The sequence below is a fragment of the Dactylosporangium sp. CA-139114 genome, assembly GCF_050955725.1.
In the GTDB taxonomy this organism is placed as follows: Bacteria; Actinomycetota; Actinomycetes; order Mycobacteriales; family Micromonosporaceae; genus Dactylosporangium.
On the sequence record NZ_CP192080.1, the window covers coordinates 4,022,809 to 4,047,420 of the forward strand.

Here is a 24,612-nt window from a genome sequence, read left to right on the forward strand (position 1 = left end):
AACTGTCCGGCGTGGATGACCTGACCGCGGTGCGCCGCTATACCGCACTGGCGGCCCTGTCCCTGGGCGGCTTCGGCATCGGCCTGACCGAGTTCGTGGCCATGGGCCTGCTGCCCGACATCTCGCGGGATCTCCTGCCGCGGCTGTACTCCGAATCGCCCGCCAAGGCCGTGGCGCACGGCGGCTGGATGATCACCGCGTACGCGCTGGGCGTGGTCGTGGGCGCTCCCACGATCGCGGCCCTGACCGCGCGGCTGCCCCGCAAGACCCTGGTCGTCGGGCTGCTCGGGCTCTTCACGTTCGGTACCGTGGCCTCCGCGCTCGCTCCCGGGTTCGGCCTGGTGCTGCTCGCGCGGTTCGTGGCCGCCCTGCCCCACGGCGCCTACTTCGGCGCGGCCGGGCTCCTCGCGGCGGCCATCCTCGGCCCGGGCAGCCAGGCCAAGGGCTTCGCCGCGGTCCTCGGCGGGCTCACCGCCGCGAACGTCTTCGGCGTCCCGCTCGTCACGCGGCTGGGCCAGGCGGCCGGCTGGCGGCAGGCGTACCTCGCGATCGCCGCCATGTTCGCCCTCACGCTCGTGTTCGTCGCCCTCACCGTGCCCCGCCAGCCCGCCGACCCGGCCGGATCGCCGCGCGCCGAGCTGCGCGCGTTCCGCAAGCCGCAGGTGTGGCTCGTGGCGGTCACCGCGGCCCTCGGCTTCGGCGGGTTCTTCGCCATCGACAGCTACATCGCGCCGGTGACCACGCACGTCGCCGGGCTCGGCGAGAGCTCCGTGCCCTGGGTGCTGGTCGCGGTCGGCCTCGGCATGACGGTCGGCAACGCCCTCGGCGGCTGGGCGTCGGACCGCAACCTGCGCCGCAGCCTGCTGTCCGGGTTCGTCGTGTTCATCGTGAGCATGGCGGCGTTCGCGGTGCTCGCCCACAGCCGGTACACGCTCTTCGCCGGCGCCTTCCTCATCGGCGCCGCCGGGCTGTTCCTCGGCCCGGCGATGCAGTCGCGGCTCATCGGGGTCGCGCCGGGCGCGCAGCTCATGGGCGCCGCGGTGAACCAGTCGGCGATGAACATCGCCAACAGCCTCGGTGCGGCGCTGGGCGGCCTGGTGATCGCGGCCGGCTGGGGGTACGTCGCGCCGAGCTGGGTCGGGGTCGGCCTGGGCGTGCTCGGGCTCGGCCTGGCCGCGGTGAGCTTCGGCCTGGAGGCGCGCTCGTCCCGCCGCGCGTGCGCCGGGGCGCCGGAGCCGCAGCTTCAGCGGGTGCGGTAGCGCACGCGCCGCGTCGGGCGGAACGGGCCCAGGACCAGGCCCCGGTCCGCCCCGCCGCGGACCGCGAACTGCGCGCCGGGCCGCATCGCGATGCCGTAGATGCGCACCGGGCGGCGGACCTCGTAGAGCGGCGAGAACGGCGGCTCGAAGTAGCAGGTGTCGCCGACCTTCGGCACGTGGTACCACAGATCGCCGGTCTGCAGGCACGTGTCGATCTGGGCCTGGATCGCCAGCGTCGCGGCCGGGTTCGGGTCGGTGCGCCACATCTCGACGAGGGCGTGGCGGGCGTGCGGGTCCTGCTTCCAGCGGGTCAGCGTGGCCCGGTCGGTCATGCACCACACGTCGAAGCGCGGCCCGGCCAGCAGCGACGGCATCGCCGCGAGCTGGCCGACCCGGAACCACAGTTCCAGGGCGCGCTTGAGGTTCTGCTCGATGAGCTCGTGCAGCCCGGCGTGGTGGCGCCCGGTGCGCAGCCCGGCCGCGTAGTCCACCGCCGCCGACGCCGCCGCCGTGTCCTGGTGCAGCCGGTTGACGGCGGACTCGTACTGCGGCGGCACTCCGGTCTTGACCAGCGCGTGCAGGGTCACCTCGACGTGCTCGCGCACCGGCGTCACCGCGGCCTGCAGCGCCGTGAGGTGCTCCGGCGGGCAGGTGAACCCCTCGGCCCACGCCGGCAGCGGCGCGGGCAGGACCGTGTGCATGGCGATGTCGTACTCCGGGTTGGCCCGCGCCTGCCGGGCCCGCGACACCCAGTCGCCGACCGCGTGCAGCCAGGCGGCCGCCTGGTCGTAGGTGACCGGCGGCACGTAGCCGGCGGTGCCCGGGCGCGCCGCGTAGTCCGCGTCGAGGAACGTCTCGCCGAGGGTCTGCAGCACGAACGCGTTCCACGCCGCGAGCAGCTGGCCGGCCGCGGCCGGGGGCGCGTTCCACAGGCTCGGCAGCTGGTCGCGCAGCGTGTCGGCGGCCAGGATCTCGTCATAGGCCACCCGCCCGGCCGAGCGCAGGGCCTCGAGGTAGACCGTGTCCCGCTCGCCCGCCAGCCCCGCGCGCAGGCGCGTCAGGAAACCGGGCTGCGGCGGATCGGACACCACCACAAGGTAACGCCTGACGGCCACCTCAGCTCGCTCGCGCGGACGGGGTGTCCACCTCCGTGAGCTCGCCCATGTCGACCCCGGCCTGCGCCAACAGCTCCGCGACCCGCCCGATGGTCAAAAAGTCGACGATGTTCTCGCCGTGGATGAGGCGGTACCACCGGGAGCCGCTCCCGTGCCGCACGACCTCGACGCGCCAGGCGCCGCCGGGCGTCTGCATCGCGCCGATGACCTTCACGCAGCGAGGCTACTTCGCGGCCTGAGCTGCACAAAGGCCGACGCGGCAACTACGCCGGTGTAATTTCAGTTCCCGGTGTTCGAGCGGGTCCCGGTGCCGCGCGGGCAGCGGCCGGTGCTCAGCACGGTGCCGGTGGTGGCGTCGAGCAGGACGTACGTGTCGTTCCGCACGATGTTCAGCCGGCCGCCGGGGCGCGGGATGCCGGTGCAGTAGCTCGGCAGCGGCAGCGGACGGCCCCCGCTCACCGGCACCGGCGCCGTGCCCTGCGGCAGCCCGACGGCCAGGGCCAGGGCCAGCAGCACCAGCGCCCGCACGGCGGGGGTGCGCCGGCTGACCGGCACGCGAGCCGCCGCCGGCCGCGAGTCCTGCGGGCCCGGCACCGCGTCGAGGTCGATGACACTCATCACCGTCGAGCTTAACCTCGGCGGCGACGTGCTACCTCGGCTGCTGCGCGTCGAGGGTCGCGCCCGCGTGCCGGCCGCCGCGGCGCCGGCCGGTCCGATCCGCGCCGGGAAAGTCGGACGCACCCTGTCAGGTTTTCCTGCGAGGTTGAGGGCATGACGCAGAACCGCATCGCGCTCGTCGCCGGGGCCACCCGCGGCGCCGGGCGCCAGATCGCCGTCCAGCTCGGCGCCCTCGGCGCGACCGTCTACTGCACCGGCCGCACCACGCGCGCGCAGGCCTCCGAATACGGGCGGCCCGAGACCATCGAGGAGACCGCCGAGCTCGTCACCGCCGCGGGCGGCACCGGCATCGCGATCCAGGCCGATCACCTCGACCCGGCCCAGGTCCGCGCGGTCGTGGAGCGCATCGACGCCGAGCACGGGCGGCTCGACGTGCTCGTCAACGACATCTGGGGCGCCGAGGGCATGTTCGCCTGGGACAAGAGGCTGTGGGAGGACGACCTCGAACGCGGGCTGCGGCTGCTGCGCCTGGCCGTCGACACCCACATCATCACCAGCCACGCGGCGCTGCCGCTGCTCGTGCGCGCCCCGGGCGGCCTCGTGGTGGAGATGACCGACGGCACGGCCGAGTACAACCACCGCCGGTACCGTGTCTCGTTCTTCTACGACCTGGCGAAGGCCTCGGTGAACCGGATGGCGTTCGCGCTCTCCGAGGAGCTGCGGTCCGTCGGCGGCACCGCGGTGTCGGTCACGCCCGGCTTTCTGCGCTCCGAGCTCATGCTCGACCACTTCGGGGTCACCGAGGCGACCTGGCGCGACGGCATCGCCAAGGACGCGCACTTCGCGATGTCCGAGTCGCCGGTGTACGTCGGGCGCGGGGTCGCCGCCCTCGCCCACGACCCGGACAAGGCGCGCTGCAACGGCGCGTCGCTGTCGAGCGCGGAGCTCGCGAAGCAGTACGGGATCACCGACGCGGACGGCAGCGCGCCGGACTTCTGGGCCTACGAGCAGGGCGGCTTCACCCGCCCCGAGGACTACCGTTAGCCGGTGCGCGTCTCCCGGCTCATCTCGCTCGTGCTGCTGCTGCAGTCGGGCGGTTCGCGCACGGCCGCCGAGCTCGCCGCGCAGCTCGAGGTCTCCGAGCGCACGATCTACCGCGACATCCTGGCCCTCTCGGCCGCGGGCGTGCCCGTCTACGCCGAGCAGGGCCGGGCCGGCGGGTACCGGCTGCTGGACGGGTACCGCACGCGGCTCAACGGCCTGAGCCGCGCCGAGGCTGAGGCCCTGTTCCTGTCCGGGCTGCCCGGCCCGGCGCGCGACATGGGCCTCGGCGAGGCGCTGGCGGCCGCGCAGCTGAAGGTCGCCGCGGCGCTGCCCGACCCGCTGCGCGAGGCCTCGTCCCGCGCGCGGCAGCGCTTCCACCTCGACGCGCCCGGCTGGTTCCGCGACGCGTCACCGCCGCCGCTGCTGGCCGAGCTGGCCCGCGCCGTGTGGGAGGACCGCCGCGTGCAGGTCACCTACGCCGGGCGCAAGGGCGAGGTGAGCCGCACCGTCGCGCCGCTCGGGCTCGTGCTCAAGAACGGGATCTGGTACCTCGTGGGCCGCGCCGACGCCGGCCCGCGCACCTATCGCGTGGATCGCATCCGCTCGGCGACGGTCACCGAGGCGCCCTTCGATCGCGACGACGGGTTCGACCTCGCGGCGTTCTGGGCCGAGCGGGCGGCGGAATTCGAGCGGGGGTTGCTGGCGGAGACGGTCACGGTGCGGCTGAGCCCGCACGGGCTGCGGATGCTGCGCTTCGCCGTCGAGGCGGTGGCGTACCGCGCGGCGGTGGACGGCGCCGGCCCGCCCGACGCGGCGGGCTGGGTCGTCGTGGCACTGCCGGCCGAGTCGGCCGACGTCGCCTACTCCCAGCTGCTCTCCCTGGGCCCGGACGCGGAGGTCCTGACGCCGGTGTCGCTGCGGGCGCGGCTGGCCGAGGCGGCCGCGCGCACGGTCGCGTTGTACCGCGGCTGACGCCCGTGCTCCTGCCGGGGCGTCAGACCCGCGCGTGCGGCGTCGCGCGTGCCGCGCCCGGGTGCGGCACGCGCTGGTGCGCCGCGGCATTGCGCCGGCGCTGATGCGACAGCACCGCGACGAGCAGCGCCCATCCGTATCCGCCGGCCGCGAGCGCCCCCGCGGTGACCGTGCCGTGCAGCAGGAGCATGCCCGTGCCGTACACCGTGAGCAGGCCGGCCGCGGCCCACACCGCCGGCAACGCAACGGCTGCCGCGGTGGGCCGGACCAGGGTGAGCAGCAGCGCCCACGCCGCCATGGCCGCGCCGAGCACGACCGCCGTGCCGTACCAGGGCAGCCGGAACCCGGCCACGACGAAGGGCACAACCGCCAGGCAGCCCGCGTACGCATACCAGCGCACGATCCTCGATGCTTCCCCGATCGCCATACGCTCAGGTTCCGCCGCCTCGATGTGACCAGCCTGAGGAAACCTGTGGATCTCCTCAGTCGCCGGCCCGGCGCCTGCGCGCCGGACCACGGCAAGCCGGACCTATGCGGCCGCGTCGGTGATGCGGTCGAGGAAGGCCGTGAGCTTGCCGTTGAGGCGCTCGACCTGCTCCTCGACGGTGAGCGTCTCGTCCAGCCGGCCGCCGGTGCTCGGCTTGCGCAGCCCGCGCACGTAGAGCGAGCAGCCGAGATCCGTGCACAGGTACACGCCCACGGAGTCGCCGTTGCGGCCGGCCTTGCCCGTCCGGCGCCCGGTCATGAGCGAAACGCCATTGCCCGGATGCACGGTGAGGCACAGCGAGCACATGCCGCGCGCGAGGTATCGCCGCTGCTGTTGCGCCACGCGCAGCGACACGGCGACGAGGCGGCCGCCGTGCTCGGCGGCGAGGTATGAGCGGTCGGGCGCGCCCGGGTCGCGCCAGCCGAGGAAGTCGAGGTCGTCCCACCGCCGCTCGGCGAGGTCGCGCGGCACGTGCGCGCGCTGGGCCTCGCCCTTGGAGCAGTTGACGAAGGCGGCCCGGAGGTCGGGTTCGGTGATGGGTTCCACGCCTCGACGGTACGACCCCCTAATGCTCTTAGGCAAAGCATTAAAGCGCTTAGGCACCCGGAACCGCCACGCCGGCGAGCCGGGCGGGAGCGCCCGGCCCGTCGGCGTGGCGGTTCCGACGGGCCGGGCGCGGTACCAGCGACGTCAGCAGCCGATGCGCGAGGCGCCGATCGCCACGTCGTCGTACCAGAGGGTGTCCGCGCCGTCGCCGTAGGCCTCCCAGCCGAGGCGCAGGTCGGTCACCTGCGGCCTCCACGAGCGCGCCAGCCACTGCTGGTCGATGTCCGCCGTCGGCGTGCCGTCCGCGGTCAGGCCGGGCACGGCCGTCCCGTTGAGCCACGTCGAGAGCAGGCCGCGGCCGTCGACCATGAACTCCACGCAGTTCCAGGAGTTCACGGGCAGCGGCCTGGACTGGGCCACGCCGGCCGGGCTCTGCGCCGGCAGGGTGGCGTCGTCCGACTCGCGGTTCCACTGCAGGGCGCCGTTCTGCCCGCCCATGCGCAGGTCCTTGCCGCCGTCGCCGTTGTCCTTCAGCGCCGCGAACGCGACGTGCTGGGTCGGCAGGGCGGTGGTGTGGCGCACGTAGAACCGGCCGTACCACACGGATCCCAGGCCGCTGAGGTCCTTGGTCGGCTTGACCAGGACATGGTTGCAGTAGCCGGCCTGGCCGTTGACGCGCACCGACTTGCCGCCGCTGTGCGCGACGGACGTGTCGACGGTGGCGGTGCCGGAGCCCTGGCAGTTGGCGAACGACGTGGTCCAGTCGCCGGAGACGGTGGTGCCGCTCTGGTTCTCGAACCCGTCACAGAACGCGGCCCCGGTGCACGCCGTGCCGCCGCCCGGGCCCGAGGGCGAGGACGAGGGCGACGAGGAGCGCGACGGCGACGACGAGGTGCCGGCGCTCGGTGAGGCCGGGCTGCCGCCGTTCGCGGCGCAGGACAGCGTGGGCGCGGTGCCCGCGCTGCCGTTGCCGAGCAGGCCGAAGTTCGTGCTGCCGCCGGCCGGGACGGTCCCGTTCCAGGAGACGCTCGCGGCCGAGACCGCGGTGCCGGTCTGGGTGACGGTGGCGTTCCAGCCCTGGGTGACGGTCTGGCCCCCGGTGTAGTTCCACCCGACCTTCCAGGAGGAGATCGGCGCGGTGCCCGGGTTGGTGACCTTCACGTCGGCCTGGAACCCGCCCTGCCAGCTGCTGGTGACCGTGTACGTCGCCGTGCAGCCGCCGTTGCCGCCGCCGCCGTTGCCGGGGTTCGACGCCGACGCCGACGGGCTCGACGGGTTCGACGGCGGCCTCGAGGTCGGGCCGCTGGACGTGGGGCCGCCCGTCGGGCCGCCGCCGGTGCCGTCGCCGACCCCGGTGACCTGGCCGTTGCCGCCGTCGAAGGTGACGTCGGAGCAGCCGTAGAAGGTCTCCTGGCTGTCCGAGCGGGCCCAGACCGAGTAGATGATGTGCCGGCCGGACTTGGCCGTCGGCAGCTTCCCGGTCCAGTAGTAGTGCCCGTCGGCGGTGCCCGGCGAGCCCACCTGCGGCGGGTTGGTCACCTGCAGGAACGGCGTCGACTCGAGGTCGGACCAGGTGATCTGCTTGCTCGGGTCGAAGCCGTCCTTGGTGACGTACAGCGAGAACGTGCCCGGGTGGGCCGCCCAGTTGCTGTAGTCGAACTCCATCGACGCGCCCGCGGTCAGGTGGGTCAGCGGCCAGTCGGTGCGGACGAGGTCGTAGCCCGAGAAGTCGTACACCTTGGCGTCGGCGCTGCACAGCTTCCCGTCCGGGATGAAGCCGGACGTGCGCCCGGCCCCGTCGGAGCGCAGCATCGCGAACCAGTTGTAGAGCGCGTTCGGGCCCATCTGCGCCACGGCCGCGGCACACGCCGGGTTCTTCGGCACGATCTGGCCCGTGGAGGTCAGGCCGTCCTTCCAGCACAGGTACTGGCGGCTGCCCGGCTGCATCATCGCACCGTGCGCGGAGGCCGGGGCCGCGAACACCGCGACCGAGCCGGTTCCGGCCAGGACCGCGGCAAACCACAGCGCGAGCCTTCTTCGTCGGTTCATGCCCACCTTCCATCCCATCGAGGGCAGTCCATTGACCGGATTGAAGGCCGCTGACCAGCGGATTGACAATTACGAAACAGGTTTCGCACGCGAGTGCTGGCAAATGCGATGAAAGATTCATCACCGGACGCTGGAATCCTGCACGTGCGGATGGATAGGCTTCCGTCGCCCCGTGGGCCATTTGTCCGTGTCACATTGTCGATATCTCGTACACGTGGAGTACTCGATGGGTTCGTCACCGCTGCGCGTCGCCATCGTCGGTTCCGGCATCGGCGGGCTCGCCGCCGCGATCGCCCTGCAGGCCAAGGGGCACGAGGTCGAGGTATACGACCAGGCGGGCGAGCTGAGCGCGATCGGCGCCGGCATCGCGCTCGGCGGCAACGGCATGCGCGTCCTGGACGACCTCGGCGTCGGCCGGGCCGCCCGGGACGTGGCGAGCAACCTGCAGCGCATCCAGTTCCACCACTGGCGCTCGGGCGAGATCTTCTACGAGCACCCCATGGGCGACTGGTACGACGAGCGCATGGGCGGCCCGTTCCTGGGCATCCACCGCGCCGACATGCACCAGGTCCTGCTCGACGCCTACCAGGGCACCCCGCACCTGGGCCGCCGCGCCGCCGCCGTGCACGAGGCGCCGGACGGCGCCGAGATCGAGTTCGCCGACGGCACCAAGGTCTCCGCCGACGTCGTCGTCGGCGCCGACGGGCTGCGCTCCGCGGTCCGCCACCACGTCGCCGGGCCCGACGAGGCCGTGTTCTCGGCGATGAGCTGCTTCCGCGGGCTCGTCCCGGCGCAGAAGGTCCCCGGCTCCGAGTCGATGGGCCTGACCTTCATGCTCGGCCCGGGCCGGCACCTGGTGATCTACCCGGTCCGCGGCGGCGAGCTCGTCAACTTCGTGGCGTACGTGCCGGACCCCGAATGGACCCTCGAGTCGTGGTCGTCCAGGAGCGAGCCGGCCGAGGCCGTCGCGGCGTTCGACGGCTGGAACGACACCGTCGTGTCGATGCTGTCCAACGTGGAGGAGGTCGGCCGCTGGGCGCTCTACGACCGCGAGCCGCTGCGCAAGTGGAGCACCGACCGGGTCACGCTGCTCGGCGACGCCGCCCACCCGATGCTGCCGCACGCCGGGCAGGGCAGCAACCAGGCCATCGAGGACGCGGCCGCCCTCGCGCACTACCTGTCCGCGGACGGGCTCTCCGTCGCCGAGGGGCTGCAGCGCTACGAGCAGCTGCGCAAGGCCCGCACCCGCCAGATCCAGATGGGCTCGCGCGGCAACGCGGCCTGCTTCCAGGTGCCCGACGGCCCGCCGGCCGACGAGCGCAACGCCCGCCTGCAGTCGCTGCCGGACAACGTGGCCTGGATCCACGGCTACGACATCTTCGCGGACCTGCGGGAGACGAAGTAGACCCCGGACTCCCCGAGTGCCCGCCGGGGCTCGACCCCGGCACGCTGCCCGCCCGGCTGCACCGCTGGGCGGGCTCGCAGGCCATGCGAGACCTCGTCGCGGCGTTCGGCGGCGAGGTCCCTTCCGCGCCGACCGGCGAGCTGCTCGCCTGGCTCGACGCGTTCTCCGACGCCCACTGGAACTTCCGCGGCCGCCTCGGCGGCGTCGAGCGGGACCGGATCCGCGTCGACCTGCCGGTGCGGCTCGCGGCCGCGGCCGAGACGGCGGCCGCCGCGCTCGGGCTGACGGACAGCACCGAGCCGCCGCACGACGACTACGCGCACGTGCTCATCCTCGGCGGCCTCGCCCGCGCCTGCCTGCAGCGCACCGAGCACGCCGCCCGCCTCGCGGCCACGCGCCGGGTGGGCTCGGTCGCGGCCCTGGGCAGCCTGCGGCCGCTCGGCCCCGAGGAGCGAGCCGTCCCCGGCGTCGAGGGCTGCCGGACGGAGGCGGACGCGCTCGCCGCCGGGGCCCGGGCCGCCTTCGGCACCGGCGTCCCCGTGCTCGTCGCCCCGCCGCGGGACCCGGCCGCGCCCCGGGCGAACACCGCGGACACCTACGAGCACTGGGCGGCCGCCGCCCGGCCGCGCGCGCAGGAGCGCATCCTCGTCGTCACCTCGCCGCTCTACGTGCCGTTCCAGCACTGCGACGCGATCCGGATCCTCGGGCTGCGCTACCGCTGCGGCATCGACACCGTCGGCTTCGACCCGCACCGCGCGAGCACCCCGCAGCCGCCCGGAGCCGCGGGCCCGGACCGCTGCCTGCAGGAGATCCGCTCCGCGATCCGCGCCGCCCGCGCCCTGCACGCCGCGGTCGCCTGAGATGTGGCTCGACGACCTGGCCGCCCGGGCGCCGATGCCGGCCGTCGCGGTCGCCGTCTTCGACCGCGACCGCGTCCTTGCGCAGGCCGTGCACGGGATCGCCGACCTGGGCACCGGGCGCCCGGCCACGCCCGAGTGCTGGTGGGACCTCGCGAGCCTCACCAAGGTGCTCGTCACCCTGCCCGCCGTGCTCGCGCTCGGGCTGCCCCGGGACCGGCCGATCGGCCGGCTGTGGCCGCGCGCCGCGGGGACGCCGGCGGGCCGGGCGAGCATCGACGACCTGCTCGCGCACCGCGCCGGCCTGCCCGCCACGGTGCGCTTCTACGAGACCCTGCGCGGGCCCGCGATCGTCGACGCGGCCCTTGCCACCGAGCCGTGCGAGCCGCATCCGGTCTACAGCGACCTCGGGTACATCATCCTCGGCGCCCTCGTCGAGGACCTCACGGGACGCCCGCTCGACGGCGGCGGCCTGCGCCTCGGCGGCCCGGTCGAGCCCGCGGTCGCCACCGAGCGCTGCCCGTGGCGGGGCCGGCTCGTCTGCGGGGAGGTGCACGACGAGAACGCGGCGGCGATGGGCGGCCACGGCGGCCACGCGGGCGCGTTCGGCACCCTCGAGCTGGTGACCGCCGCGGCCCGCGCCGCCTTCGGGCCCACGCCGCCGTGCCTGGCCGCGAACCCGGCGGGGGAGCGGTTCGCGGCCGGGTGGTGGCTGCACCCGGCGCGGGGCATCGGCGGCCCCGGCGCCGGGCCGGACGGCTACGGCGCCTCCGGGTTCGTCGGCAACCGGATCTGGTTCGAGCCGTCGCGCGGCTACGGCCTGGTCGTGCTCAGCAACCGCGTCCACCCGGCCCGCGGGGACCGCCGCCCGTTCGCGCGGTGGTGCGACGAACTGTGCACCCGGGCCGCCGCCGGCCCGCGCTGAACCGTCCTCGGGGTGCCGGTTCCGGGTCGCGTCCGGGTTTCGCCCGGATGTCCGGGTCGGCCCGGGCGGCCACGCTCGTGGCATGACCTCCTCCCCGCTCGTGCGCACCGCGGCCGTCACGGCGCCGGTGCTGCTGTTCGGCTACGGCGTGCTGCGGCTCATCGACGGTCTCGACGGGCACCGCGACAAGGGCGCCTGGATGTGGAACGCCGGCCACGTCATGTTCTTCGCCGCGATGGTGCTGCTCGGCGCGCTCGCCGTCGGCGCCCGCCGGATGCTGCCGTCGCGCGACTTCGGCAACCGGCTGGCCGCCAACCTGGCCGTCGTCGGGGCGCTCGCCGGGGTGGCCGCGTTCCTGTGGGTCATCGCCGGCGACCTCGTGCCGTCGTTCGCCGACGCCGCCCCGCTGCCCGGCCCGCTGCCGGTCGCCGGCAACGCGGTCTTCGTGCTGGGCCTGCTGACCCTGCTGGTCCAGCTCGTCCGCGCGCACCGGCTGCCCGCCTGGAGCCCGGTCGCGGTGCTGTTCGCGTTCCTGCTGATCCCGGTGAGCCTCGACCTGATCCCGGCCGCCGCGGTGCTGCTGTTCGCCGGCCTGCTGCCGCTGGCCGGCGGCCGGGCGCGGCTCAGCGCAGCCGCTTGAAGAAGAAGCTGCAGTCCTCCAAGGTCCCGGCCGGGTCGGTGGCATAGCCGGGGACGACGCCGTAGCGCGTCCAGCCCGCCGACGCGTAGAGCCGCTCGGCGGGGCTCCCGGTAGCGGTGTCGAGCAGCAGCAGCGTCGCGCCGGAGCCGGCGGCCGCCGACTCGGCGGTGGCCAGCAGCGCGCGGCCCAGGCCGCGGCCGCGCGCCCGGCTGTGCACCATGAGCTTGAGCACCTCGGCCCGGTGCCGGCCGTTCGGCTTGGGTTCCAGCGCGAGGCTGACGGTCCCGATGACGGCGTCCTCGGCAACCGCCGCCCAGACGTGCAGCGAGCCGTCGCGCACGGCCGGCTCGCGGGTGCGCCACCACGCGGCGGCCTCGGCGGGGCCGAACGGGGAGCGGAAGCCGACCGAGGCGCCGTGCGCGACGGCGTCGGCGAGGACCTCGGCGAGGGCGTCGACGTGGCCGGGGTACGCCGGCGGGGTCAGTCGCGTGATCGTGGGCATCGCAGCCATCCTCAGGGCAGGACGATGAGCAGGACGTAGCGGGCCGCCGCCGGCCCCGGGTTGACGAAGCGGGACGGGCCCCACAGGCGGTACCGCAGGCAGTCCCCGGCCCCGACGGCGTGCACGGCGCCGCCGACGCCGAGCTCGAGGCCGCCCTCGAGCACCCACAGGTGGTGTTCGAGGCCCGCGACCGGCGGCTCCTCGTAGGCGATGTCGGCCCCGGGCTCCAGCACCGCCTCGACCACCTCGCCCCGCAGCCCCGGGTGCGGCGGGGAGACCGAGCGGCGGGTGAACCCGGTCGCCCGGTCCCGCCACACCGGCTGGGCGGCGGCCCGCACGAGCTGCGGGGGCTCCGGCTCGACCTCGGCGAGCAGGCGGGACATCGGCCGGCCGTACGCCGAGCACAGCCGGCCCAGCAGCGCCGCCGTCGGGCTGATCTCGCCGCGTTCGAGCCGCGACAGCGTCGAGCGGCTCACCCCGGCCCGCCCGGCGAGATCGTCGAGCGACCAGCCCCGCTCGGCGCGCAGCTCGGCCAGGCGGCCGGCCAGCCGCGCCTCCAGCTCGTCTCCCATGTCCGGGACAGTATCTCATATCTGGGACGCAAGCCAGTGTGACCGCGGCGTGACATCGGCGGTGGGATCGCGCCGCCGCCGGCGCCCGGCTCGTTCACGCCGTGCGGGTGACGGCGCCTCACGCCCGCCCCGGCGAGCGTGGATCTCGTACCGGCAGCAGCCGGGACACACGCCGACGCGAGGAGACTTCCATGACCAGTGCGACCGACGAGCGCCAGGACATCGGCACCGAGCATCACGGCCAGGGCATCGAGCACCCGCTGGTGCTCGCCGCGCTCATGTCCCGCCGCGACGAGCACGAGAGCATGATCGAGCACCCGCTGATGCTCGCCGCGCTCGCCCGCCGCCGCCGCGGCCGGCGCTCCGGCATCGAGCACCCGCTGCTGCTGGCGATGCTCATGAACCGCCGCGACGAGGAGCACGAGGGGATCGAGAACCCGCTGCTGCTCGCGGCCCTGCTGGCGCGCCACTGAGATGGCCGGCGACGAGAACGGGGGTCACGGGCCGGGCGAGGGCATGATCGACGAGCTGATCCGCGACATCCTCAACGACGCCGGCCGGGCGCCCCACGGCGCCGCCTCGCTCATGCCCCAGCTGCCGCGCGGCGCGCCGCTGCTGGAGCGGGTGCTGCTCACCGAGGTGATGGCCGGGGCGCTCGCCGACGCCCTGGCCCCGGCCCTGGCCACCGCGCTGGCGCCGCGCATCCTGCAGCTCATGGGCGGCGGTGAGTCCGAGCCGGCCAAGCGCACCGCGGGCACCGGCGCCCGATCGAAGACGTCCGGCAAGTAACGCGACGGGCCTCCCGGCGGTTGAACCCGTCGGGAGGTGGCACGTGCGGGCTCTCGGTGCGGTGGTGGCGGTCGTGCTGGGCGGCCTGGCGGCGGGAGTGCTGCCGGCCGCGGCGCAGACGGTGCTCGGGCCGCCGCCCGGGGCGCCGTCCGCGCGGGAGCGCCTGCTGATGCTCGCCGCGGCCGCCGGGCCGGCCGCGGCCGACGGCAGCACCGGGCGGTACAGCCGCGTCCACCTCGTGCGCTGGGTGCGCTCCGGCACCGCCGTCGCCCGCTTCGACAGTGAGCGGTGGCGCGCCCCGGACGGCTCCGGCCGCGTCGCCGAGCGGCGCATCGACCCGCCCGGGCCCGGCTCGACCGTCGACTACTCCTCCGGCGAGCTGCCGATGCCGCCGGTGGACCCCACCGCCGACCCGACCGCGATCGTGACGTCCCTGCTCGACATGGTCGGGATCCGCTACCTCGACCGCCCCGAACGCGCCGCCGCCCTGCGCACGATCGCCGGGCTGCCGGGCCTGGCCGCCGAGGGCCGGGGCTTCTCCCTGCCGGTCGCGGCGACCCGCCTCACGATCGAGCTCGACCCGGACACCGGGGAGATCATCGCCTGGCAGTACGGCGACGCCGAGCGCGTCGAGGTGCTCAGCCGCGAACGGGTCGCCGAGCTGCCCTGAGATCCTCGCTGATCAGGCTGTAGACGGCCATGTCCGCCCGGGTGCCCTGGCGGGTCGGGGCGAGGCTGCGCAGGACACCCTCGAACTGGAACCCCGCGGCCTCCGCGGTGCGCCGCGACGCCACGTTGGCCGTGTCGGCCTGCAGGTGCACCCGCCGCAGGCCGCACCCGGTCAGCGCCCACCGGGCCACCGCCGCCGCGCCCTCGGCCGCGTAGCGCCGGCCCCGCGCCCACGGCGCCGTCCAGTAGTGGATCTCCGCGGTGCGGGCCTCCCAGTCGGCGCCGAACAGCGACACGTGCCCGGCCAGCCGCCCGCCGGCCCGCGGTACGAGCGCGAACCCGACCCCCTTGCCGTCCAGCCGCCGCTGCTCGATGCCGCTCGTGCACCACGCGACCGCCGTGGCCAGGTCCGCCGCCGCATACGGGTAGCCGACCGGCGCGCCGTCCACGAACGCCGCGTCCTGCCAGGCCTCGTGCACGTCGGGCGCGTCGGCGGCCGTGAACGGGCGGACCAGGAGCCGCTCGGTGCCGAGCACGGTGCGGGGGAAGGTCTCGGTGGGCCGCAGCATGCCCGAAACATAGCTCGTGTCCGGCTCAGTTCCCGTCCCGCGGTGCCGATCGGGCCGGTATGCAACTGCGTCATCGGCTGCTGGCGCTCGGCGTCGGCGGCACGGTCGTCACCGCGCTCGTGCTCTTCGGGGTCGGGGCGGTGGAGAGCGGCCGCTTCGGTGACCACGCCCGGACCAGCGTGTCGGCGCTGTCCCGCGACGACCTCGACCACGTCTCCGAGGGCGTCACCCGGCTCGCGACCGCCGTCGGCGAGGGGGTGCAGGACAGCGTCAACCGGGCCCAGCACGCCGCGATCACGGAGCTCGGACGGCTCGGCGGGATGCGCCTCGCCCCGCAGACCGTCGCCTGGACCGCGACCAACCAGCTCACCCAGGCGGCGAGCACCGTCGTGCTGCCCCGGGTCACCGTCGGCTCCGCCTGGCTGGGCCAGAACCGCGACCTGAACACGCCCACCCCCGTCGTCGACGACATCCGCGGCATGGTCGGCGGCACCGTGACCATCTTCCAGCGCATGAACGCCGCCGGGGACCTGCTGCGCGTGGCCACCAACGTGCCGAACAAGTCCGGGCAGCGAGCGATCGGCACCTACATTCCGGCCGTCGCCGCCGACGGCACCCCGAACGCGGTCGCCGCCGCGATCCGCGACGGCAAGCCCTACCGCGGGGTCGCCCTCGTCGTCGACACCTGGTACGTCACCGGCTACGACCCGGTCAAGGACGCCTCCGGGGCCGTCATCGGCGCCCTCTACTACGGCGTGCCGCAGGCCGACGCGATCGCGAACCTCACCCGGACCATCGCCGAGACCAAGGTCGGCACCAACGGCTCCGTCACGGTGTACTCCACGAACACCATCGACCGCGGCCGCGTCATCGCCTCCAGCCTCCCGGCCGACGTCGGCCAGGTGCGCCTCGACGCCAAGGATGCGGCCGGCAACGCCTACGTCGACCAGATCACCACGCAGGCCCCGAAGCTCGCCGCCGGCGCCGCTTGGCACGCCACCTACCGGCTGCCGGGCGCGACCGGGGCGCCCGCGGCCGCCAACGACGTCACCCTCACCTACTACGCCCCCTACAAGTGGGCGATCGTCACCCGCGCCTACGGCCCCGACGCCGCCGCGCTCACCGGCACCCTCGACAAGGGCCGCCGCGGCATGCTCATCACGTTCGCCGTCGCCGCGGTGCTGCTCGCCCTCGTCGTCGGCGCGGTCGCCTGGTACTGGGCGCGCCGCGTCGCCGGCCAGCTCACCGGGCTCACCGGCGCCCTCGCGCGCGTCGCCGAACGCGACCTCACCACCACCGTCGACGCCCGCGGCGACGACGAGGTCGGCCGCATGGGCCGCGCCCTGAACACCGCCGTCGGGGAGCTGCGCGGGCTGCTGGGGGAGATCAGCGGTACCGCCGGTGAGGTCTCCTCCTCGGCCGCCCAGGTCGCCGCGGTCGGCGACGAGCTCGGCGGGGCCGCGGCCGGGGCGGCCCGCCAGGCCGGCTCCGTCGCCGAGTCGGCCCGCGACGTCACCGGCAACGTGCACACCGTCGCCACCGGCTCCGCCGAGATGGCCGCCTCCATCAATGCCATCTCGCGCAACGCGGACGAGGCGGCCCGCGTCGCCCAGGACAGCGTCCAGCTCGCCCGGCGCGCGACCACGGTCATGGGGCAGCTCGGCGACTCCAGCGCGAAGATCGTCGACGTCGTCAAGGTCATCTCGGGCATCGCGGAGCAGACGAACCTCCTCGCGCTCAACGCCACCATCGAGGCCGCCCGGGCGGGGGAGTCCGGCAAGGGCTTCGCGGTGGTCGCGGGCGAGGTGAAGGAGCTGGCGCAGCAGACCGCCCGCGCGACCGACGACGTGACCTCGCGCGTGGCCGCGATCCGGGCCGACACCGAGGGGGCGGTCGCGGCGATCGACGCGATCACGGAGGCGATCGACCGGGTGAGCGAGTACCAGCGCGCCATCGCCGGCGCCGTGGAGGAGCAGACGGCGACGACGGACGAGATGCGGCGCAACGTGCAGCGGGCCGCCACGGCTTCCGGGGCGATCGCGGCCGACATCGACGGGGTGAACAGCAGCGTGGCGACGGCGCAGCGGGCGGTGGAGACGTCGCGGGCGGCCGCGTCCCGCCTGAACGCCAACGCCGCCACGCTGACGGCGCTGGTCAGCCGATTCCGGCTATGACCGCGTCGATGCGCTGCGGCAGTGGCGCGGGCGGGATGTCCACGAGGGTGTACCCGAGCCGCCGGTAGACGTCCTCGTGGATCCGCTCGAAGCGGCGCGATTCCTCGAGGCCGATGCGCCGCGCGGCCGTCGGGACGATGAAGTCCATGAGCCGGACGAAGAAGACCGTCCGTTCGTACACCCCTTCCTGCTCGGCCGTGCTCGTCAGCTCCCGGCTCGGCCGCATCCCGAGGTATTCGGCGAGCGCGAGCGTGCACACCGGCGACCGGTCGAAGATCTGCAGCGCCCCGGTCGCGGCCTCGTGCCGCTGTCGCTGCACGTGCAGAATCCGCGCGAGAAACGCCGCCCCGTCCTGCTCGATCTCGGGCGTCTCGGCGATGACGTCGGTGGCGGCCTCGTCGACGACGGTGTACCCGCGCTCGCGCAGCGCGAGGCCGATGGTGGTCTTGCCGGCTCCCGGGGCCCCGGTGAGCACGAACCTGCGGGTCATGGCGGCTCCTCTGGATCGGTGGGCATGGTTTCGGTTTCGATCGTCGGCCCCGGTGGGGTCGGCGGGCTGGTGGATGCGGCTGCCGCGGGTGCGGGTGCGCGCGTGTTGACGGTGGCGGCGTGCGTGGGCGTGTTGCTGCCGGGGGCGGCCGTGGTGCTCGGGCGGCGCAATGCCCGCGCCAGGAGCAGCGACACCGCGATCGAGGCCACCGCCATCGCCGCCATCGCCCGGCCCGGCGGCATCAGCTGCCCCACCGCGCCGGCCAGGGTCGCGCCCACCGCCTGCATCGTGAACATGCCCGAGCTGTGCAGGCCGAGGGAGTGTCCGCGCAGCTCCGGCGGGGTGAGTTCGACCAGGCGGTCCTGGAGCAGGAGGCTGCCGCAGTAGCCGATCGAGGCCACCGCCGCCACGATGATCGCCGTCCACAGCGGGGGAGTCGCGGCGAAGAGCAGGTAGGGCACGGCCAGCAGCAGCTGCGCCGGCGTCGTGAGCGGGCGGCGGAGGCGGGCGGGCAGGAGCCGTCCCGCCAGGACGTCGCCCGCGAGCATGCCCAGCGCCGCGGCCACGAACAGGGCGCCGGCGGAGCCCGGGGAGAACGGGACGAACAGCGCCTCGCAGCCGACGATCAGGCCGTTGGGCACCCACAGTCCAATGTAGACGGCGCGGCGGGCGGGGGAGGACAGCAGGTCGCGGTTGCCTCGCCAGGTGGCCCGGATCGACGGGCGGCCGGCGGCGCGTGGGACACGGCGGGACAGGCCCAGGCGCGCCACGGTCGCGGCGAGCAGGTTCAGGGCCGCGCCGATGAGCAGCACCGACGACGGGGTCGCGGCGGCCAGGAGCAGGCCGCCGGTCGCGAACCCGGCGATCTGCATGGCGCCCACGGACATGTTGAGCAGGGAGCGGCCGAGGAGGTACCCCCGGGGCGGCACGATCTCGGCAAGCAGCCCAAAACGGACACCGCCGCCGATCGAGGCGGCCAGGCCCTGGACCAGCACCACGGCCAGCACCGCGCCGATGGGCAGGCCCGGCAGCGCGAGCGCCGCGGTGGTGAGCGCGGTGAACGCGGCCAGGCCGGTCAGCGCCGCCCGGGGCGGGAGCCGGTCGGTCGCGGACAGCAGCGTCGCCGCGCCGACGACCTGAGCGAACGAACTGCCGAACATGCTCAGCGCGGACAGCAGGGGCGAGCCGGTGCGGCCGTACACGAGCGTCGCCAGGGCGATGCCGCTCACCGTCTGGGCCGCGACCTGCGCGGAGACGGTGGCGAACAGGGCTCGGAACTCGGCTGCGGCGAACAGCTCGCGGTACGTGCGCATGACGGGCAGTCTGCGGGTGCGCGAACGCGCGGTCGTAGAGTTTCGGGTGGGGGCGAAACGAACATGGGGCTCTGGCGGATCGACGCGGACGTGCTGGCGAGCAGCCGGTTCGTCGTGTCACCCATGGCCGAGACCGTCGGCGGGCTCGCCGCGCTCAACGGCCAGCACCGCGTCTCGCCCGCTCAGCGGGAGTGGCTCGCCGCATCGCTGCCCGCGTTCCGGGCGCGCTGGGGCGCCGACGACTTCGCGCTGCCGTTCCTGCGCGACGCGATCCGCCCCGGCTGGCTCGCCGACTTCCTGGTCAAGCCGCCGCGGACCGAGGCGCCCGGGTTCACCGACGAGCTCGCCCGCGTCGCCGCGACCACCGACGAACAGGCCCGCCGCGACCTCCTCGAGACGCTGGACCGCCCGCTCGCCCCGGTGCTGCTCGAACCGGGGCTGGTCGAACGCGCGGTGGAACTGCTCGACTGGGTGTGGCGGCACATGGTTCGGCCCGGCTGGCCCCGTCGCCGCCGCGTCCTCGAGGCCGACATCGTGGCCCGCACCGACCGGCTGACCTCGGGCGGCTGGGCGGCGGTCCTCGACGGCATGCGCCCCGGGATGCGCTGGCTCGGCGACGGCCGGCTGCAGATCAACACCTACGACTACCCGCCCCGCGACGTCAGCGGCAGCCGCCTGCTGTTCGTGCCGACCACGGCCCATCGAGGCTGGGTGAGCTGGGAGGAGCCGGGCGACGTGCACGCGGTGATCTATCCGTGCACGGGCTGGCTCGCGCAGGACCCGGATGTCGTACCGCCCGATGCCCTCGCCCGCCTCATCGGCCCCGCCCGCGCGCGCATCCTGACACTCCTGGCCGCACCGAAGAGCACGACGCAGCTCGTGGCCCTGACCGGCCTGCCCCTGGGCTCGGTCGGCGGCCACCTGCGGGTCCTGCGCGACGCGGCCCTGACCGCGCGGCGCCGGGCCGGCCGCTCGGTCCTCTACTACCGCACCGACCTCGGCGACGCCCTCTGCACCGGCCACGACGAATAGGCCCCCGCGCGGCAGCGTGCAAGCGCGCGCGGCGGTCAGTGCGCGAACGTGCTCGAAGCGTGGGCGCGGCGTGCAATGAGCGAACGTGCAACGCGGATGAGCGCGGCGAACGGTCCGCGAGCGTGCAAGGGGGCGAGCAAACGAACGGGCCGGTGGACGCGGGGGCGAACGAACGGCGGGGGACTGGCGGGCGCATGGACAGGTGGATAGGCCGGCGCGTGGTCAGGCGAACAGGTAGCGAAGGAGCAGTGTCTTCAGCTCGTTCAGCACCCACGGGTCGCCGTCCGGGTCGGTGCGGAAGGCCTGGTTCAGCATGAACTCGGTCAGCCGCACCGCCAGGAGCAGGCGCCGGCTCAGGTCGTCCGTCGCCGTCATCTCGTAGTGCTCGACCAGCACCGTGCGCAGGCGGTCCGCGAGCTGTTCGTCGTTGCGCGCACCCGAGCCCGGGGCCATGCGCAGCGTCTGGCTGCCCAGCGAGACCTGCCGATAGCCGGGCTCGGCCCGGAAGAACTCCGCGAACGCCTCGACCACCCGGTTCACCAGCTCGGCGACCGTCGGCGGCGGGGCGGCGAGCTGGCCGTCCATGAGGTCCAGGACCTTGTCCAGCCAGGTCGCGGACAGGGCGTAGAAGATCGCGTCCTTGTCGGGAAAGAAGCGGTACAGGGAGCCGACCGACACCCCGGCGCGGTCCGCGATCTGGCGGGTGCCGATGTCGTCGAACGGCAGCTCCTGCAGCAGCGTGGCGGCCGCGGCCAGGACCCGGTCCCGCTTGTCGCGGCTGCGTTGCTGCTGGGGTTCCGACCGCGTCTGCATGATGACGCCGATTGTCGCACGCGGGTCTTGACGGACCGCGATATCTGAACCAGACTCCGGTTCATGTTCACCCGTGAAAGGGACGACCGCCCCGCGCTCGGGCACCGGCGGTCCGGAGGGTTCGCGCTGCTCTGGCTCGCCTCCGTCACCTCCGCGCTCGGCAACGGGATGCGGTGGGTGGCGCTGCCGCTGCTCGCCGCGGGGCAGTCCGGCGACCCGTGGACGATCTCGCTCATCACCGCGGCCGAGGAGCTGCCCTGGCTGCTGTTCGGCCTGCTCGCGGGCGTCCTCGCGGACCGGTTCGACCGCCGGCGCCTCGCGCTCGGCGCCGATCTGGGCCGGGCCGCGGTGATGGTGGCGTTCACGGTCGCCGTGGCCTGCGGCTTCGCGCCGGTCGGGCTGATCGTGGTCCTCGGGTTCGTGCTGACCTGCGGTGACACGGTCGCCGCCCCGGCCCTCGCCGGGCTGCTCCCCGCCGTCGTGCCGCCGGTGGAGCGGCCCGCCGCCAACGGCCGCCTGCTCGCCGGAGTCCAGATCACCGACACGCTCATCGGGTCCACGGCGGGCGCCGCGCTCTTCGCCGCCGCGGCCGTGCTGCCGTTCGCCGTCGACGCCGCGACGTTCCTGGCCTCAGCCGCCTGCCTGATCCTGCTGCGCGTTCCGGCCCCGAGTGCCCCGGCTTCAAGCGTTCACGCCCCAAGCGATTCAGCTCCAAGCGCTCCGGCTTCAAGCGCACAGGCGCCAACCATCCCGGCTCTGAGCGCCCCAGCCCCAAGCACCCCGGGTTCAAGCGCGCCGGCTCCAATCGACCCGCGGCCCGGGCGCGGCGGCGGCATCCGGGCCGGGATCACCGCGGGGCTGCGGCTCATGTGGGCCGACCCGGCGGTGCGCGGGCTGTGTCTGCTGCAGGCGGTGACCAGCGTCGCGTACGCGGGCATCGTCGCCGTCCTCGTGCTGTTCGCGACCCGCGTGCTCGGGTTCGGGCCGGCCGGGTTCGGGCTGCTGCTCGCCGTGTACGCGGTCGGCGGCGTGGCCGGGGGCGTCGCCGCCGGGCGGCTCGCCCGGTGGCTGGGGCCGCGGCGGTGCCTGGTCGTGGCGGTCGCCGGCACCGTGGTGTGTGTCGCGGCGCTCGGCGGGGCGCGCGGGACGGTCGCGGCCGTGGCCGCGGCGGGGCTGCTCGGGGTGGCGACGACGCTCGGCGACGCGCTCGCGGCCACGCTGCGCCAGGCGCTCGTGCCTGACGCCTACATCGGCCGCGTCACCAGCGCGTTCCGCATCGTCGGCCGCGGCGCGGCCCCGGTGGGCGCGCTCGCCGCGGGAGCGCTGGCCCACGCGTATGGGCTGCGGACACCGTTCTACGCCGGCGCGATCCTCGTCGCCGCCGGCCTCGCGGCCTTCACACCGCTGCTGCGAAAGGTCACCGTCAGCCCGGCGTGAGCGCCGCTGTTGCAGAAGGTCACCGTCAGCCCGGCGCGACCGGTGTGAGAGCCGCGATGAACCGGCGGCTCACCAACAACGAGAAGCTCACCACCAGCCCTGGCGTTTCGCCCAGCCCAGCAGCGTCGCCGACATGACCGCCGTCAGCAGCAGCACCGCGACCAGGTGATTGACCTGGGTGTGGTCGGCGAGGGAACGGAACCCGAACGCGTCGCGCAGCACGTTCGCGGCGTGCCCGTCGCACGTGGCGATGTCGGCCCAGACGAAGCCGTCCTCGCGGGCCAGCAGCGCCGGCAGCTCCTCCGGCCTGTGCGTGCTGACCGTGTTGCCAGTGCTGACGGTGCTGTCAGTGCCGACGGTGCCGACGGTGCCGACTGTGCTGTCAGTGCCGACAGTGCCGACAGTGCCGGGCCGGACCAACCGGACGTCCATGCGCGCAGCATGCCGGCGATCACCCGCACCCGCCGGAGGAGGCGGACGACCGCACGCTCAGCGCGGCGGCGGCGGGTTGCTGGCCGTACCACAGACAGAACATCAGCACCGTCCAGATCTTGCGCGAATGGTCCACCCCGCCCCGGCGGTGCGCGGCGAGCAGCCGCTGCACGTGGGCGATGTCGAGCAGGTGGTCGACGTCCGCCGCCGCGAGCACGTCGCCCGCCCACTCCCCGACGCGCCCGCGCAGCCACACCCGGGTCGGGGTCGGGAAGCCGAGCTTGCGCCGGGTCACCACCGCTTCCGGCACGAGGCCGCGCACCGCCTCGCGCAGGGCGTGCTTCGTCGCGTGCGGGCTCACCTTGAGCTCGGGCGGCAGCGCGGCGGCCGCGGCGTACACGGCACGGTCGAGGAACGGCACCCGCAGCTCCAGCGAGTGCGCCATCGACATCCGGTCGGCCTTCGTGAGGATGTCGCCGGGCAGCCAGGTGTGCAGGTCGACGTACTGCATCGCGCTCACGTCGTCGAGCCCCTCCGCCGCGGCGTAGAGCGGCCCGGTGACCGTCGTGTGCGGGTCGGCGGGGCCGCGCATGAGCCGCGCCTTCTCCGCCGGGCCGAAGATGCGGGCGTTGCCGTAGTACCGCTCGTCGATCGGGGTCGTCGCGCGCTCGAGGAAGCTCTTGCCGCGCACCCCCTCGGGCAGCACGCCGGCGACCGCGCGCAGGCCGCGGCGCACCGGGTCGGGCAGGCCCGCGACGGGCGCGAGGGCGGCCGGCTCGCGGTAGATCTCGTAGCCGCCGAAGAGCTCGTCGGCGCCCTCGCCGGACAGCACCACCGTGACGTCCTGGGCGGCGGTGCGGCACAGGAAGTACAACGGGACCACCGCGGGATCGGCGACCGGGTCGTCGAGGTGCCACACGATGCGGGGCAGCGCTTCGATGACGTCGTCGTCGCGCACGAGGGTCGCCTTGAGCCGCACCCCGAGCGCCGCGGCGGTCTGCGAGGCCGCCTCGATCTCGCTGTACCGCGCGTCGTCGAACCCGGCCGTGTAGGCGCACAGGTCCGGGTGGCGTTCCCGGGCCAGCGCGACGACGGCGGAGGAGTCGACGCCGCTGGACAGGAACGCGCCGAGCGGGACCTCCGACTGCAGGTGCGCGTGGACGCTGTCGCGCAGCGCCGCGCGGATCGCCGCGACCGCCTCGGCCTCCGGGCGCGGCACGGGGCGCAGGGTGTGCTCGAAGTACCGCCGGACGACCGGCGGCTCGCCCGGCCGGCACGTGAGCGTGTGGCCCGCGGGGAGCCGGTGCACGGCGGGGTGCAGGGTCGCGGGCTCCGGGACGTACTGCAGCGTCAGGTAGTGCGACAGCGCCGCCGTGCCGATCCGCCGGGCCCCGCCGGCGAAGGGCAGCAGCGCCTTCTTCTCGCTCGCCAGGTACAGGCCGTCGGGGGTCTGCACGTGGTACAGCGGCTTGATCCCGAACGGGTCCCGGATCGCGTGCAGCGTCCGCGTCGCGGCGTCCCACAGCACCGCGGCGAACATGCCCCGCAGCCGGCGCACCGCCGACGGGCCCCAGTGGTGGAAGGCCGCGGCGAGGACCTCCGCCTCCCCCTCGGTGGCGAAGGTCGCGCCGTGCTCGGCCGCCAGCTGGGCGCGCAGCTGCCGATAGTTGTAGAGCTCGCCGTTGAAGACCACGGTCCAGGTCTTGTACCGGCACGGCTGGTGGCTGCCCGCCCGGTCGATGATCGCCAGGCGGGTGAAGCCGAACACGGCACCGTCGGCGGCGACGAGCGCCGTCTCGTCCGGGCCGCGGTGCCCGAGCCGCTCCAGCGCGGCGGCGAGCGCGTCCCGGTCGGCGGTACCGTCGCGGCTGAGGAACACCAGGAGTCCACACATGGCCGGGAC

The 24,612-nt window shown here is 74.7% G+C and carries 27 protein-coding genes; 13 read left to right on the forward strand and 14 right to left on the reverse strand.

The window, feature by feature from the left end; genetic code table 11:
• Positions 1–11: 11 nt before the first annotated feature.
• Positions 12–1,259 (forward strand): MFS transporter, encoded by a 1,248-nt coding sequence (locus ACQP2P_RS18305; protein ID WP_433617547.1) that lies wholly within the window; start codon positions 12–14, stop codon positions 1,257–1,259.
• On the opposite strand, the gene ACQP2P_RS18310 is transcribed toward ACQP2P_RS18305, so the two are convergent.
• The 3 genes from ACQP2P_RS18310 to ACQP2P_RS18320 form a co-directional block, all read right to left on the reverse strand.
• Positions 1,244–2,347 (reverse strand): hypothetical protein, encoded by a 1,104-nt coding sequence (locus tag ACQP2P_RS18310; protein ID WP_433617549.1) that lies wholly within the window; start codon positions 2,345–2,347, stop codon positions 1,244–1,246. The genes ACQP2P_RS18305 and ACQP2P_RS18310 overlap by 16 nt on opposite strands.
• 28 nt (positions 2,348–2,375) lie before the next feature.
• A complete protein-coding gene (locus ACQP2P_RS18315) occupies positions 2,376–2,588 on the reverse strand; it encodes a hypothetical protein (RefSeq protein ID WP_433075955.1) in 213 nt (70 codons plus the stop codon).
• A 65-nt stretch (positions 2,589–2,653) separates the two neighbouring features.
• Positions 2,654–2,992, reverse strand: a complete 339-nt coding sequence (locus ACQP2P_RS18320; protein ID WP_433617551.1) for a hypothetical protein — start codon at positions 2,990–2,992, stop codon at positions 2,654–2,656.
• Positions 2,993–3,145: 153 nt separating this feature from the next.
• Here ACQP2P_RS18320 and ACQP2P_RS18325 point away from each other — a divergent pair, with 153 nt between their 5' ends.
• On the forward strand, positions 3,146–4,036 hold the full coding sequence (locus ACQP2P_RS18325; RefSeq protein ID WP_433617553.1) for an SDR family oxidoreductase: 891 nt from the start codon (positions 3,146–3,148) through the stop codon (positions 4,034–4,036).
• Positions 4,037–4,039: 3 nt separating this feature from the next.
• Positions 4,040–5,008 carry a helix-turn-helix transcriptional regulator gene (locus tag ACQP2P_RS18330; RefSeq protein WP_433617555.1) on the forward strand — a complete coding sequence of 323 codons (969 nt, stop codon included), beginning with the start codon at positions 4,040–4,042 and terminating at the stop codon, positions 5,006–5,008.
• Positions 5,009–5,030: 22 nt separating this feature from the next.
• Here ACQP2P_RS18330 and ACQP2P_RS18335 read toward each other — a convergent pair whose 3' ends face one another.
• The 3 genes from ACQP2P_RS18335 to ACQP2P_RS18345 form a co-directional block, all read right to left on the reverse strand.
• Positions 5,031–5,435: a hypothetical protein gene (locus tag ACQP2P_RS18335; RefSeq protein WP_433617557.1), complete on the reverse strand. Its 405-nt coding sequence runs from the start codon at positions 5,433–5,435 to the stop codon at positions 5,031–5,033.
• Positions 5,436–5,537: 102 nt separating this feature from the next.
• Complete coding sequence (locus ACQP2P_RS18340) at positions 5,538–6,041, reverse strand: FBP domain-containing protein (protein ID WP_433617559.1); 504 nt, start codon at positions 6,039–6,041, stop codon at positions 5,538–5,540.
• A gap of 144 nt (positions 6,042–6,185) precedes the next feature.
• Positions 6,186–8,090: a lytic polysaccharide monooxygenase gene (locus tag ACQP2P_RS18345; protein ID WP_433617561.1), complete on the reverse strand. Its 1,905-nt coding sequence runs from the start codon at positions 8,088–8,090 to the stop codon at positions 6,186–6,188.
• Between the two features lie 226 nt (positions 8,091–8,316).
• On the opposite strand from ACQP2P_RS18345, the gene ACQP2P_RS18350 reads away from it, so the two are divergent.
• The 4 genes from ACQP2P_RS18350 (at position 8,317) to ACQP2P_RS18365 (ending at position 11,917) form a co-directional block, all read left to right on the forward strand.
• Positions 8,317–9,495 (forward strand): FAD-dependent monooxygenase, encoded by a 1,179-nt coding sequence (locus tag ACQP2P_RS18350; protein ID WP_433617562.1) that lies wholly within the window; start codon positions 8,317–8,319, stop codon positions 9,493–9,495.
• A gap of 83 nt (positions 9,496–9,578) precedes the next feature.
• On the forward strand, positions 9,579–10,355 hold the full coding sequence (locus ACQP2P_RS18355; RefSeq protein WP_433617564.1) for a hypothetical protein: 777 nt from the start codon (positions 9,579–9,581) through the stop codon (positions 10,353–10,355).
• Position 10,356: 1 nt separating this feature from the next.
• Positions 10,357–11,277, forward strand: coding sequence for a serine hydrolase domain-containing protein (locus tag ACQP2P_RS18360; RefSeq protein WP_433617566.1), 921 nt, complete (start codon positions 10,357–10,359; stop codon positions 11,275–11,277).
• Positions 11,278–11,359: 82 nt separating this feature from the next.
• Complete coding sequence (locus ACQP2P_RS18365; protein WP_433617568.1) at positions 11,360–11,917, forward strand: hypothetical protein; 558 nt, start codon at positions 11,360–11,362, stop codon at positions 11,915–11,917.
• Here ACQP2P_RS18365 and ACQP2P_RS18370 read toward each other — a convergent pair.
• Positions 11,901–12,419: an N-acetyltransferase family protein gene (locus ACQP2P_RS18370; RefSeq protein WP_433617570.1), complete on the reverse strand. Its 519-nt coding sequence runs from the start codon at positions 12,417–12,419 to the stop codon at positions 11,901–11,903. The genes ACQP2P_RS18365 and ACQP2P_RS18370 overlap by 17 nt on opposite strands.
• Before the next feature lie 11 nt (positions 12,420–12,430).
• Positions 12,431–12,991, reverse strand: coding sequence for a helix-turn-helix domain-containing protein (locus ACQP2P_RS18375; RefSeq protein WP_433617571.1), 561 nt, complete (start codon positions 12,989–12,991; stop codon positions 12,431–12,433).
• Positions 12,992–13,182: 191 nt separating this feature from the next.
• On the opposite strand from ACQP2P_RS18375, the gene ACQP2P_RS18380 reads away from it, so the two are divergent.
• From ACQP2P_RS18380 to ACQP2P_RS18390, 3 genes are read left to right on the forward strand one after another with little or no spacing between them, the layout of a single operon-like run.
• Positions 13,183–13,464, forward strand: coding sequence for a hypothetical protein (locus tag ACQP2P_RS18380; protein ID WP_433617572.1), 282 nt, complete (start codon positions 13,183–13,185; stop codon positions 13,462–13,464).
• A gap of 43 nt (positions 13,465–13,507) precedes the next feature.
• Positions 13,508–13,780 carry a hypothetical protein gene (locus ACQP2P_RS18385; RefSeq protein WP_433617574.1) on the forward strand — a complete coding sequence of 91 codons (273 nt, stop codon included), beginning with the start codon at positions 13,508–13,510 and terminating at the stop codon, positions 13,778–13,780.
• A 43-nt stretch (positions 13,781–13,823) separates the two neighbouring features.
• Complete coding sequence (locus tag ACQP2P_RS18390; RefSeq protein ID WP_433617576.1) at positions 13,824–14,450, forward strand: hypothetical protein; 627 nt, start codon at positions 13,824–13,826, stop codon at positions 14,448–14,450.
• Here ACQP2P_RS18390 and ACQP2P_RS18395 read toward each other — a convergent pair.
• Positions 14,419–15,018: a GNAT family N-acetyltransferase gene (locus ACQP2P_RS18395; RefSeq protein WP_433617577.1), complete on the reverse strand. Its 600-nt coding sequence runs from the start codon at positions 15,016–15,018 to the stop codon at positions 14,419–14,421. The two genes, ACQP2P_RS18390 and ACQP2P_RS18395, sit on opposite strands and share 32 nt — an antisense overlap.
• Positions 15,019–15,077: 59 nt before the next feature.
• Here ACQP2P_RS18395 and ACQP2P_RS18400 point away from each other — a divergent pair, with 59 nt between their 5' ends.
• Positions 15,078–17,192 carry a methyl-accepting chemotaxis protein gene (locus ACQP2P_RS18400; protein WP_433617579.1) on the forward strand — a complete coding sequence of 705 codons (2,115 nt, stop codon included), beginning with the start codon at positions 15,078–15,080 and terminating at the stop codon, positions 17,190–17,192.
• On the opposite strand, the gene ACQP2P_RS18405 is transcribed toward ACQP2P_RS18400, so the two are convergent.
• Positions 17,173–17,682, reverse strand: coding sequence for an AAA family ATPase (locus ACQP2P_RS18405; RefSeq protein WP_433617580.1), 510 nt, complete (start codon positions 17,680–17,682; stop codon positions 17,173–17,175). The genes ACQP2P_RS18400 and ACQP2P_RS18405 overlap by 20 nt on opposite strands.
• On the reverse strand, positions 17,679–18,995 hold the full coding sequence (locus tag ACQP2P_RS18410) for an MFS transporter (protein WP_433617581.1): 1,317 nt from the start codon (positions 18,993–18,995) through the stop codon (positions 17,679–17,681). Before ACQP2P_RS18410 ends, ACQP2P_RS18405 begins: the two co-directional genes overlap by 4 nt.
• 63 nt (positions 18,996–19,058) lie before the next feature.
• On the opposite strand from ACQP2P_RS18410, the gene ACQP2P_RS18415 reads away from it, so the two are divergent.
• Positions 19,059–20,027: an ArsR/SmtB family transcription factor gene (locus ACQP2P_RS18415; protein ID WP_433617582.1), complete on the forward strand. Its 969-nt coding sequence runs from the start codon at positions 19,059–19,061 to the stop codon at positions 20,025–20,027.
• A gap of 222 nt (positions 20,028–20,249) precedes the next feature.
• Here the strand turns inward: ACQP2P_RS18415 and ACQP2P_RS18420 are convergent, their stop codons facing one another.
• Positions 20,250–20,840, reverse strand: coding sequence for a TetR family transcriptional regulator (locus ACQP2P_RS18420; protein ID WP_433617583.1), 591 nt, complete (start codon positions 20,838–20,840; stop codon positions 20,250–20,252).
• Positions 20,841–20,903: 63 nt separating this feature from the next.
• Here ACQP2P_RS18420 and ACQP2P_RS18425 point away from each other — a divergent pair, with 63 nt between their 5' ends.
• Positions 20,904–22,277: an MFS transporter gene (locus tag ACQP2P_RS18425; RefSeq protein WP_433617584.1), complete on the forward strand. Its 1,374-nt coding sequence runs from the start codon at positions 20,904–20,906 to the stop codon at positions 22,275–22,277.
• 87 nt (positions 22,278–22,364) lie between these two features.
• On the opposite strand, the gene ACQP2P_RS18430 is transcribed toward ACQP2P_RS18425, so the two are convergent.
• Positions 22,365–22,709 carry a hypothetical protein gene (locus ACQP2P_RS18430; protein ID WP_433617585.1) on the reverse strand — a complete coding sequence of 115 codons (345 nt, stop codon included), beginning with the start codon at positions 22,707–22,709 and terminating at the stop codon, positions 22,365–22,367.
• A gap of 19 nt (positions 22,710–22,728) precedes the next feature.
• The gene (asnB, locus tag ACQP2P_RS18435; protein ID WP_433617586.1) at positions 22,729–24,603 is read right to left on the reverse strand and encodes an asparagine synthase (glutamine-hydrolyzing); all 1,875 of its coding nucleotides are present in this window, start codon (positions 24,601–24,603) and stop codon (positions 22,729–22,731) included.
• Between the last annotated feature and the right edge of the window lie 9 nt (positions 24,604–24,612).

Coding starts and splice junctions, on each gene's coding strand:
- ACQP2P_RS18385 (WP_433617574.1), top strand. CDS start 13,508: ATGATCGACGAGCTGATCCGCGACATCCTCAACGACGCCGGCCGGGCG.
- ACQP2P_RS18380 (WP_433617572.1), top strand. CDS start 13,183: ATGACCAGTGCGACCGACGAGCGCCAGGACATCGGCACCGAGCATCAC.
- ACQP2P_RS18395 (WP_433617577.1), bottom strand. CDS start 15,018: ATGCTGCGGCCCACCGAGACCTTCCCCCGCACCGTGCTCGGCACCGAG.
- ACQP2P_RS18350 (WP_433617562.1), top strand. CDS start 8,317: ATGGGTTCGTCACCGCTGCGCGTCGCCATCGTCGGTTCCGGCATCGGC.
- ACQP2P_RS18420 (WP_433617583.1), bottom strand. CDS start 20,840: ATGCAGACGCGGTCGGAACCCCAGCAGCAACGCAGCCGCGACAAGCGG.
- ACQP2P_RS18320 (WP_433617551.1), bottom strand. CDS start 2,992: ATGAGTGTCATCGACCTCGACGCGGTGCCGGGCCCGCAGGACTCGCGG.
- ACQP2P_RS18360 (WP_433617566.1), top strand. CDS start 10,357: ATGTGGCTCGACGACCTGGCCGCCCGGGCGCCGATGCCGGCCGTCGCG.
- asnB (WP_433617586.1), bottom strand. CDS start 24,603: ATGTGTGGACTCCTGGTGTTCCTCAGCCGCGACGGTACCGCCGACCGG.
- ACQP2P_RS18355 (WP_433617564.1), top strand. CDS start 9,579: ATGCGAGACCTCGTCGCGGCGTTCGGCGGCGAGGTCCCTTCCGCGCCG.
- ACQP2P_RS18325 (WP_433617553.1), top strand. CDS start 3,146: ATGACGCAGAACCGCATCGCGCTCGTCGCCGGGGCCACCCGCGGCGCC.
- ACQP2P_RS18430 (WP_433617585.1), bottom strand. CDS start 22,709: ATGGACGTCCGGTTGGTCCGGCCCGGCACTGTCGGCACTGTCGGCACT.
- ACQP2P_RS18425 (WP_433617584.1), top strand. CDS start 20,904: ATGTTCACCCGTGAAAGGGACGACCGCCCCGCGCTCGGGCACCGGCGG.
- ACQP2P_RS18405 (WP_433617580.1), bottom strand. CDS start 17,682: ATGACCCGCAGGTTCGTGCTCACCGGGGCCCCGGGAGCCGGCAAGACC.
- ACQP2P_RS18335 (WP_433617557.1), bottom strand. CDS start 5,435: ATGGCGATCGGGGAAGCATCGAGGATCGTGCGCTGGTATGCGTACGCG.
- ACQP2P_RS18370 (WP_433617570.1), bottom strand. CDS start 12,419: ATGCCCACGATCACGCGACTGACCCCGCCGGCGTACCCCGGCCACGTC.
- ACQP2P_RS18415 (WP_433617582.1), top strand. CDS start 19,059: ATGGGGCTCTGGCGGATCGACGCGGACGTGCTGGCGAGCAGCCGGTTC.
- ACQP2P_RS18400 (WP_433617579.1), top strand. CDS start 15,078: ATGCAACTGCGTCATCGGCTGCTGGCGCTCGGCGTCGGCGGCACGGTC.
- ACQP2P_RS18365 (WP_433617568.1), top strand. CDS start 11,360: ATGACCTCCTCCCCGCTCGTGCGCACCGCGGCCGTCACGGCGCCGGTG.
- ACQP2P_RS18345 (WP_433617561.1), bottom strand. CDS start 8,090: ATGAACCGACGAAGAAGGCTCGCGCTGTGGTTTGCCGCGGTCCTGGCC.
- ACQP2P_RS18375 (WP_433617571.1), bottom strand. CDS start 12,991: ATGGGAGACGAGCTGGAGGCGCGGCTGGCCGGCCGCCTGGCCGAGCTG.
- ACQP2P_RS18410 (WP_433617581.1), bottom strand. CDS start 18,995: ATGCGCACGTACCGCGAGCTGTTCGCCGCAGCCGAGTTCCGAGCCCTG.